The following is a 6,348-nucleotide window of genomic DNA, read 5'->3' on the forward strand; positions in this document are numbered from 1 at the left end:
TAACGAAAATACGCACACCGGGAAACGGAATCGTTGTATCATCCTATGTTTTACCGAACTCGCACTAAGGTGTTCCGAAGTCGCAGCGTTGACGTTGGATGCCTTCAATTGGCACGGCAAATATGTGACGATAAGGAACACGAAAAACGGTTCTGAACGCAACCTGCCGATCCCAGCCATGATGGGAAACGCCTTAGTTGAATACCTCACGCTGGTCCGTCCGCAAACTTCATGTAGAACGCTATTTGTCCGATTCAGCCATCAGCGCGGCGAACCGATGGGATGCAGCCAAATTCGCAATGTTGTCCGCAGAAATAGTGCAAAAGCCGGCCTTGAAGATCATGCATGCGGCACACATATATTAAGACGAACAGCGGCGACAAAACTGTACAATGCTGGGAATTCACTAAAACTGACAGCCGACATCCTGGGGCATGAATCGCTGGACTCGACCACTCATTACGTGAAAACAGATATAGCCGGGCTTTTGTCGGTGGCATCACCTTGGCCGGGAGGTGAACGCAATGTTAGAGAATAACCGCATGACCCGGCAAATTGAAGAATATGTGGCATACAAACGCAGCTTGGGCTATGTAATAAAAATCGAAGCCCAGGAACTCAGACGCTTTGCGAAATACACAAGGGAGATTGGGTATGACGGCTCGATCACGGAGGAGATAGCCATGCGGTGGGCCTCTTTAAATGACAACTTCACCCGAAAATACATGGCACGCCGCCTTGAAACACTCCACACCTTCGCTGTATATATTTCTGCCTTTGATGAACAAGCACAGATCCCACGAAACGGCGTTTTTGGCAAAGCGCATACGAGAACAGACCCCTATATTTATACGGATGAAGAAGTCCTGTCCCTGATGCGCGGCGCGGACAGCCTTTTTTCACCAGATGGGATTCGCTCCAGTACCATAGCATCGGCCATAGGACTCATGCATGCAACGGGAATTCGGGTTTCCGAACTCACATCCCTGAGAATCGCCGATGTGCAACTGGAAGAGAGCTATCTATTCATTCGCAACTCAAAGTTCAAGAAAGACCGACTTGTTCCACTGCACCCTACAGTGATCGCCAAGTTATTGGAGTACCAAGTATTCATCGAAAACAAAATTGGAGTAAGGGGTAATGACGATTACTTTTTTGTCACCTCATATGGTCGTCGGTTCAACACGCGTGCGTTTGAGTATGCGTTTCAATTGATCCGTCCGCTGATATTTTACGACGATAAAGCAAAACCGCCAAGACTTTATGATCTGCGACACACCTTCGCCTGTAATACAGTAAAACGCTGGTATGAAGCTGGAGAGGACGTGAACCAGAAGCTCTACTTGCTTTCCACCTACATGGGACATGTAAAACCTGCAGATACCTATTGGTACCTGTCTGCCACCCCGGAGCTCCTCGGAATCGCTGCCCGGAAATTCGAGAGTTGTTTCGGAGGTGACAGCGCATGAAAAACAGCGATATCCAAATTCAAGCGCTGATCCAAAATATTTTCTGCAATGGATGATGGCTCAGCGGAATGTGTCACCGGAAACAATTAAGTCCTACAGAGACACATTCCGTCTTTATCTCCGATATATTGAGACACACCAGGGTGTAGCTCCTTCTAAAATGTCAGTCGCTCAATTTGACGCGGAGCACATCTTAAGATTCATGTCGTATTTAGGAGAGGAGCGCGGTAACAGTCCCAAGACCGTCAACAATCGGCTCGCTGCGCTACATAGTTTTATTAAATACTTGATCTTCGAAATGCCTGAGTACAGTGGGCTGCTGAGCAGGAGTCTAATGGTACCATTTCGCAAGGCCGAAAAGCGGCAGATGGCGTTTTTGACAGAAGACGAATTCGCCGCTCTGAAAAGCGCTTGCAATACGAACACCGCACTAGGATGCAGAGATATGTTAATGCTCATGTTACTCTACAACACCGGTGTTAGGGTATCCGAACTGGTTGGACTCAAGTTGAGCGACCTCCACATTGACAACCAAAATACGACTGCTTACATCCGAGTACATGGGAAAGGCCGTAAAGAGCGTCATGTCCCCTTATGGAAAAGCACTGTAAAATATCTGGCTGATTACATACGTGATCATTGCCACGATGAAACCAGTCATTTGTTCGCGAATAGTGTGGATGGTAGCCTGACGCGCTCTGGCGTTCGTTACCGGTTAGACTGCCTACAGAAGAAAGCCGCAGAGACGGTTTTATCGCTCAACAAAAAGAAGGTAACGCCTCACACCTTCCGACACACAACTGCTCTACGGATGCTGCAGTCCGGCGTTGACATCTCAAGCATCGCCATCTGGCTTGGTCACGAAAGCATCCTCACGACACATAAATATATGGAGGCGGATCTAGAGATGAAGCGACAGACCCTCGAAAAAATGGGGGATCCTAGTCATTCCGCCTACCATTCCTCAACAAATGATTCGATTCTGTCGTTCTTAGATTCATTGTGACGTTTTGTTTATGTGCCGGTTTGAATGCGGGAAACAAGGCGTGACATCGCGCTTTGTTTTCTGCGGCACATAAATATATTGGACACATAAACGTAAAAACTGGTTATTCAGCGGCAGCCCACGGGGTGCAGCCGCAAGTGCAGCGATCTACAGCATCGTAGAGACCGCAAAGGCAAATGGATTGAACCCGTACAAATATTTAGTCTATCTGTTGCAACAGTTACCAGCGGTTGCATTTCGTCAGCGGCCGGAGTTACTTGATGGTTACCTTCCATGGAGTCCAGCAGTTAGGCAACATTGTACATAAACACAGAGCCTATGGGGAGTCATGAACCATGGGCTTTTCTTTTTCAATACACCTGGTTATTAGACGCTTACAGAACACACGATGTAAACATGAGTATGATACGTCTGGCCAGCTTCGTCTGCCATGCAGTAATAGACAAGCGATTGTAACCCGGTTATTGTTGCTTTGATTTTGTTATGATCGAAGCCCTTATCTAGTGGGTTATTGATGGTGATCTGCCACTTTCGAGCTTGATTGTCCTGAGACATTGTCTATCACTCCTATCCGTCAAGAAAAAAATGCGACATGCGACAAAGGTTGGCTAGGTAATACTGGGCTAGCCAACAAGCCTCGCTTCGCGAGGCGAGCTTTGGACGGCTTAGGGCTTCGCCCCGCCGTCCATGCGCCACGCTAGACTATAACACTAGCACTCTAGTCCCAAACGAATATAATGCTCCATTTTCTCTTCATTCGTAATCAAAGGAACTTTTATGCTGTAAAGTTTCGAACCCTCTAGAAGCATTAATCCTGAGCCCTGACCATGCCTTTCATCAATGAGGTCTGATAAGCCGCCAAATAGCATGTTTTTCCCTTCCTTTGACAGATTACCTAAAGCGATAGTAGATATTGAATCACGAACCCCTGCATTAAATAAGGAGCTATCTGGTCGTTGAGTTGAAACGAGAAGGTGGAAATTCATAGAGCGACCCATGAATATCATGTTACCTATCATAGACTTAATTGCATCTGATTCTTTTTTTTCATAGTAAGCTAACATTGAACCGAGCTCTTCAATGACTATGAGACGAAATGAACGGTCATTGTTTCCTTGTAACCGCTCCGTAAACTCCTGATAGGCAAGTTCCAGTCCTAGTTTTACTTTGTCGAATTCAAACAAACGAGAACTTCCTCTAGCAAACGTGTAATCATCAGCCTTGAAATCCAGAATAGTAATCTTCGCATCCTGTACTCTTAACACACATTTGGCGGCAATCATTTTGTTGAGATATGACTTTCCGCTTCCACTGGCTCCCACGGTCATAACATGAGGAGTCTTATCGAAATCGATTGAGTGATAGAAGAAGACTCCTTTTTCAGAGAGCCTCTTATCCAAAACGACATTTAACTTGGTCATATCAAAAGTCCTCGTCAGTTAGAGCTGCAATTGTAGTTGTAGTAGCATTTGTACGATACTTTGACGTTTCGACAACGAAATTGTAAATTGCATCGTTATTCACATAAATAAGCAGTACTTTAAAGTGGTTACCCATATCTTCAATTTCATGAACTATTAATACTGGCATATCATAGTACATGCTTGGGAAAGTTGGATTTCTTAAATTTTCAGCAGTAAGTTTGTCGTTAATAAGTGATTGCAACTGACTTTCTGCAAAAGCTAGATCACTCTCCTCAGTTTTATCGTGAGATAGTTTTAATACTTTGTAGGCGAAAAAACTCATGTTACCCTTGCTTATAATTTGAGGATAATTGATTAATGATTCGGCATTATGCGGCTCAGCGAAATCTAACCATTTGGTTAAGCTTTTAATAGGATTGAGGACAAGTCCGGCAATATCAGAATAGGTGGACATGTTGGACATATACACAGAGTTCAAAGCTGCTAATCTATCAGAGTGATAACGTTTATATATAGAATGACCAGCCCAGCAAATAAGAAGTAGAACTATAAAGTATATTTGAATGAGTTTAATTATTGTAATCACTGTAATTAATGGGACGACTATAATTGCACAAAACTTCAAAATAAAAATTCCGAACTTCCTATATCCGACCAGTGCTATCTTTTTTTCCTCTTCTGTCCTATGAAATATGAAGCTAACTACAAACATAACCATTTGTGCACATTCGTCATTGTTTATTCCTGGTGAGAGCCAGTTAAAAAAAGCCTTCAATTGTTTCATAGTTATGCTCCTTCGGTTATCAGAGCTTCAAAGCAGTTGGATACACTTTGAAGCTAACTGATTTAATTTTACTTTCTTACGTTTACAATTTAGACAGCATCTGCTCTGGTTGTTCGTTCACTCACGTTAGAAAGTTCTAGTATTAAGCGTTTTGTGTAGGTTTTATGATCTGTACTCTGCTCGCTTTGCATGTAAGCTCCCAACTCTTTGTGCGGTCTGAGAAGTAAAACCGTCCTGAGAAATCTGAGAAGCTCACGTAAATGGGTTCTTTGGAAGATGTGAGCTGTTCTGGTGTGATTGGTAGATTACTAAGACTCTCAAGCTTCACTGTGACCTTCTCGAATCCATTGGCTTCCGCAAGGCAAATAAAGTTGTAGCCAATTTGAGAGGTTTTTACGTTGTTCTCGTAGCCGTACAAAGGTGTTATATCAATAAGTCGAACCTGTTTTGCGTTGAAAACACCTTCTGCATCAGTAATTGACACCTTGTTTAAGCGCAATTTGTCCACTCCTTCCTTTTAGAGTTTTATATCCAGAAAGCTGGCCAGCTTTAGGAAACATGGTTATTGCTTGTCTTGATTCTTTAACTCTTTTTCTTGTCTAAGGTAATTGTGGAATTCTTCTTTGTGTGATTCCACGTATGCCTTAATGCCAGTAGAGATGGTGAGAGCGATCTGGCGATCTTGTGATTTTGAGATTTGTATATCTGCCATTTCGTCTCACCTCTTATGGATAATCATACTAGCTACTGGATTTTAAGAGGTCGCCTATGAGGCTACACTTTTGGCAGATCTTCATTTGACATCCGATAAGTTAGTGCTGCATATCCACTCTCCTGAAGCGCTTCATTTACATCACTCACAGTGTATTTTTCTGTAGACATTATATTAATAATGAGAATATCTTCTTCGTGGTAGTCCGACAGGGCATAACCAGCTTTTGATAGAAATGAGTTCATCTCAAAAATTTGAAATTCCAAAGCTATCCCAAGAGCAATTGCGGAATTACGACTAATTCTGTATTTCCGACTCTTTTCGTAACCTTTTAGGATTTTGCATTTATTTTGCCGCAGTATTTCTGATTTTTTGAAAACTCGATCAAGTTCCCTCCATGCAGCATCGGTAGTACATATTTCTCCTGTATGCCGTTCGACTTTCTTTTTGCATTCCTCGATCAAAACATCTACAAAATTAGGCATGTTGCACCTCTCCTTGAATTTTTCGATTCAAGGAATCTAGTTAGCATTGTTGATGAAAGTGTGCTTTTAGGGTAAATTTGAGTAAAGGTTGATAATTTAATGGTTCTTGGGAGTGAGTTAAAAGTGATTCAAATTGCTTGCCCCAATACTGGGGAAATATGTTCCGACTTTTTCAAACGTGGAAAAGTGGAAAATGGAAGGCAACGTTATACATGTCGAAAATGTGGGTTTACAACCGTGGGAGAACGAAAACAAAGGCAGAGGGGCTATACTAGTACCAAACGTGGATGTTGTGAAAATGAAAGGGTGGTTGCAAATGGAACTTATAAAACATGGGCATCTGACGTAGGTATTGTTCATCAACGATATAAGTGCACTTCATGTGGGAAGGGATTTTCACATCCATTAAGATTTATATGAAAATATCAGGGTTTATTTAATTAAGGAGAGGGTCATTAATGAATATTG

General features: G+C 42.8%; 8 protein-coding genes and 2 pseudogenes. 5 read left to right on the forward strand and 5 right to left on the reverse strand.

The window, feature by feature from the left end; genetic code table 11:
* From M6D81_RS31185 to M6D81_RS31200, 5 genes and pseudogenes are all read left to right on the forward strand, one after another.
* Nucleotides 1-538, forward strand: a 538-nt coding sequence (locus M6D81_RS31185) for a tyrosine-type recombinase/integrase (RefSeq protein WP_262681524.1), incomplete at its 5' end; no start/stop codon positions are given.
* A complete protein-coding gene (locus M6D81_RS31190) occupies nucleotides 525-1,469 on the forward strand; it encodes a tyrosine-type recombinase/integrase (protein WP_262681526.1) in 945 nt (314 codons plus the stop codon). The genes M6D81_RS31185 and M6D81_RS31190, both read left to right, overlap by 14 nt.
* A gap of 52 nt (nucleotides 1,470-1,521) precedes the next feature.
* A pseudogene (locus M6D81_RS31960) lies at nucleotides 1,522-1,749 on the forward strand (phage integrase N-terminal SAM-like domain-containing protein); the annotation flags it as partial.
* Nucleotides 1,750-1,803: 54 nt separating this feature from the next.
* Nucleotides 1,804-2,475 carry a tyrosine-type recombinase/integrase gene (locus tag M6D81_RS31195; protein ID WP_262681528.1) on the forward strand — a complete coding sequence of 224 codons (672 nt, stop codon included), beginning with the start codon at nucleotides 1,804-1,806 and terminating at the stop codon, nucleotides 2,473-2,475.
* Between the two features lie 79 nt (nucleotides 2,476-2,554).
* Nucleotides 2,555-2,782, forward strand: a pseudogene (locus tag M6D81_RS31200) (transposase domain-containing protein); the annotation flags it as partial.
* Between the two features lie 403 nt (nucleotides 2,783-3,185).
* Here the strand turns inward: M6D81_RS31200 and M6D81_RS31205 are convergent.
* The 5 genes from M6D81_RS31205 to M6D81_RS31225 form a co-directional block, all read right to left on the reverse strand.
* A complete protein-coding gene (locus M6D81_RS31205) occupies nucleotides 3,186-3,896 on the reverse strand; it encodes a P-loop NTPase family protein (RefSeq protein ID WP_262681530.1) in 711 nt (236 codons plus the stop codon).
* Between the two features lies 1 nt (nucleotide 3,897).
* Nucleotides 3,898-4,683: a hypothetical protein gene (locus M6D81_RS31210; protein WP_262681532.1), complete on the reverse strand. Its 786-nt coding sequence runs from the start codon at nucleotides 4,681-4,683 to the stop codon at nucleotides 3,898-3,900.
* 142 nt (nucleotides 4,684-4,825) lie between these two features.
* Nucleotides 4,826-5,182 (reverse strand): hypothetical protein, encoded by a 357-nt coding sequence (locus M6D81_RS31215; protein ID WP_262681534.1) that lies wholly within the window; start codon nucleotides 5,180-5,182, stop codon nucleotides 4,826-4,828.
* A gap of 63 nt (nucleotides 5,183-5,245) precedes the next feature.
* A complete protein-coding gene (locus tag M6D81_RS31220; protein WP_262681536.1) occupies nucleotides 5,246-5,395 on the reverse strand; it encodes a hypothetical protein in 150 nt (49 codons plus the stop codon).
* Nucleotides 5,396-5,457: 62 nt separating this feature from the next.
* Nucleotides 5,458-5,880: a hypothetical protein gene (locus M6D81_RS31225; protein ID WP_262681537.1), complete on the reverse strand. Its 423-nt coding sequence runs from the start codon at nucleotides 5,878-5,880 to the stop codon at nucleotides 5,458-5,460.
* Nucleotides 5,881-6,348: the final 468 nt, after the last annotated feature.

Source organism: Paenibacillus sp. J5C2022, from assembly GCF_025567625.1.
Classification (GTDB): Bacteria; Bacillota; Bacilli; order Paenibacillales; family Paenibacillaceae; genus Pristimantibacillus.